Here is a 2962-nt window from a genome sequence, read left to right on the forward strand (position 1 = left end):
ATCATACTTACAGAACTTACATCGCTGCGCGTCCACTTACTCTCCCACTTTTTCTCCTTTGTATTCCAACGTACACACTCGGCACCTTGAGGGCCTTTGACAATAGGACCAATAGCAATTACACCAATAATCTTGTCGTTTATTTCCTGATTGGTAACATTAATATTGTTTACAACAAAGGCGTCATAGCCGCCTACTACAACAGACTGCTCAGACTGTATCCACTCTGTTGATGTTCCAAGACCACATGTAACCTCGTGCACTCCGGCTATACGCTTGTCGTATCCTGCCACTTGCTGTGCGTCTGAGGGGATTTCGTCACGCCAGAAAGCTACCAGTTTCATACGCTTAGAGCCATCGGTAATAACTACCAGCTTGTCCTTGTCTTGGCCAAATCCCATAAGTGTAGGCGTTGAACCAGTGCCATGTCCGAGTTTGATACATGGTGCTTGCGGACCACCGTCGTAATAGGCTTGCCATGCACCATCAGCCTGGGAGGTGGAGATTTTGCCGTCCTTGCAGATGAGTTTCTGCATAAGGCCTTTTCCGCCTGGTGTGCGGCTGTTACTTGCTACGTAAACACCGCCATTCTCGTCGATGCAGATAGAGTTGGTGAGAATCTGGTCTGATGGAAGAGGGTATGAATCTTCGATTGTAGTAAGAGCACGATTCAGCACAAGAAGTCCGTTCTGAGCAGCCACAACAAGGTGTCCGTCATAGGTCATAGTAGCGCCTACGAGTGTAAAAGAGCCGAAGGTAAAATTCGTAAGTCTTATCTGATGATCCAACATGATACCATCCTTGGGATTATTAGGATTGGCAAGGCGATAGCGTGCCATTACCTGACCTGCATTGGTGTAAGCATAGTTATCCTTGTCGCACAAGACATAATTACCGTTGGCCATAGACATTTGTGGCGCCGGACCCAATATATCGGTAACCGTCTTGGAAAGTTCGTCGTAAGTAGCATGATCGGCAATTATACGTGTCAGTTGCTCCTGGGTCTTCATTGTAATCCCTGGCAAGCCAGCCTCGGCAACCCTTTCAAGTTTGCCGTCGCTTATGTCAAGATACGACACGCGGTCGCTACTCATACCCCACATATAATTGGGCGAAGTCGAAGCAAGAGTCATCAAATTAACAGGACCGCTCCATGTCATCTGACACTTGGAAAGATCGATATTGAAAGTTCCATCCTTGACAGCAAACGAGAAAGCATCAGTCTGAGCCGAATTGAAGTGCGTAATACTATACTCTTCCTGTGCAAGCCAAGGGTTAGGTTTGGGTTTTGCAACTTGTGCCAAAGGCACTTCGGTAGTGCTGTCGCCATCGCCATCGCCACCAGCATCAGGTGAAATAGAATCTTCGGAACACGAAGCTAAAGACATAGCCCCTATGACACACACCATTAAATAAAGATAGTTTTTTTGCATAGTGAATTGTTTTTGAGAATTTATGTTTGAATTGTTTGAATTTCCTCATGCAAAGATACAGGAGCATCAACCATCAAAAACCTCAAAGACATCACTCATGTGTCACTCTTATAGAAAGGATACGTCACAGTAAGAAAGGTTACACTTTGCCTTATTATGTAACCTTCGTACAAAAGTTACACCTTACATTCAGTAGCAAACGCACACATAACCAGTATATTACCGTTGACGGCGCCACTCGGCGGGAGTCAAGCCCGTCCTTTCCTTGAACAGACGCTGAAAATACACACGCGACGAGAAACCGCACTCCATAGAAACAACCTCGTTACTATATTCGGGGTGTGCAGCCATGAGTGCCTTTGCCTCCTCCACGCGAATACCCGAAAGCCATGTACGGAAATTCTTACCATATATGGAAGTCAGATACGAAGCAACGTCGGTACGATTAACCATTATGCGACGAGCAAACGAGGATAATGTCAAGTCGCTATCTCTAAAACCGCCCTCGCTTCGCCATTTGCTTACCGCCATATCTATTTCGGCAATACGCTCAGGCCCAATCTCCCTAAAGACTTTAGCAGCGGCTATCTCGTCGTTAGTCTCGGTAACAATCTCAGTTACTCCCTCGGACATACTAAATCCAAGCGCCGTAAAACTAACAATAAACAGCGAAAGCGAAATCAATCCCAAAGGTCCAAAGACAAAGAGCAGCGGCCGCGACAATATATAAAGAGGCGAAATTACAGCAAAAGCACACACCACAAAAAAACCAAAGCGCATAGTGCGCAGGTAGGCATCTGCAGGATTACCATGTTCACTGTCGAGCCGACGTTGAACATTACCAAGTTCCCTCAGCGGTGCCCATGTATAATACAATAGAGTAAAGAAATGAATAGCATCAGCAACATATAGCATAGGACCAATATGCAGACTGCCATTTGAAATAACACCTGCGACTATGCACAATACCATAAGAGCATATCCAACAACGCCATAGCGCATAAAACTCCAACGTCTATGCCCAGCGCGCAGAATATTAAGCTGCGACCATGACAACAAAATAGCCGAAGGCGAATAAAACAGCAGATTAAACAGAACACCCACATCGTTCCCCTGTTGTCGCCAACCCAACCGCATCTGACACATGTAGTGTACAACAAACAATAGTAATGCCACAACAATCATCCAACGCGACTGCTCAAACTGTCTGTTACGGCAAGTTACATAGTAGCGCGACACAAACACAAAAAATGCAAGCATGGCCATCACAATCATGCAAGTATATTGAAGAGCAATAAGGTCTAAGCAAGTATCCAAGATTGTATGTATATTAAATAATTTAACGTGAGTTCGACGAAATATAAGTGCCTGAAAAATGGTGATTAGCGAAAAATTGTTGTAATCTTAGAGTGTTAAATATCAAAAGTTTACAGACAATAATTGCTATGATTACCGAGGACAAAGTTACTGAGATTTTCTGTATTACGGATGACTTCTGCAAAGTTTTTGATGTTGTTTCTCGGTCAATA

The 2962-nt window shown here is 44.5% G+C and carries 2 protein-coding genes; both read right to left on the reverse strand.

The window, feature by feature from the left end:
* Positions 1–1433, reverse strand: a 1433-nt coding sequence (locus HMPREF0999_RS21540) for a hypothetical protein (protein ID WP_009276910.1), incomplete at its 3' end; no start/stop codon positions are given.
* Between the two features lie 219 nt (positions 1434–1652).
* Complete coding sequence (locus HMPREF0999_RS21545; RefSeq protein ID WP_009276911.1) at positions 1653–2750, reverse strand: helix-turn-helix domain-containing protein; 1098 nt, start codon at positions 2748–2750, stop codon at positions 1653–1655.
* Positions 2751–2962: the final 212 nt, after the last annotated feature.

The sequence above is a fragment of the Parabacteroides sp. D25 genome (assembly GCF_000307475.1).
In the GTDB taxonomy this organism is placed as follows: Bacteria; Bacteroidota; Bacteroidia; order Bacteroidales; family Tannerellaceae; genus Parabacteroides; species Parabacteroides distasonis.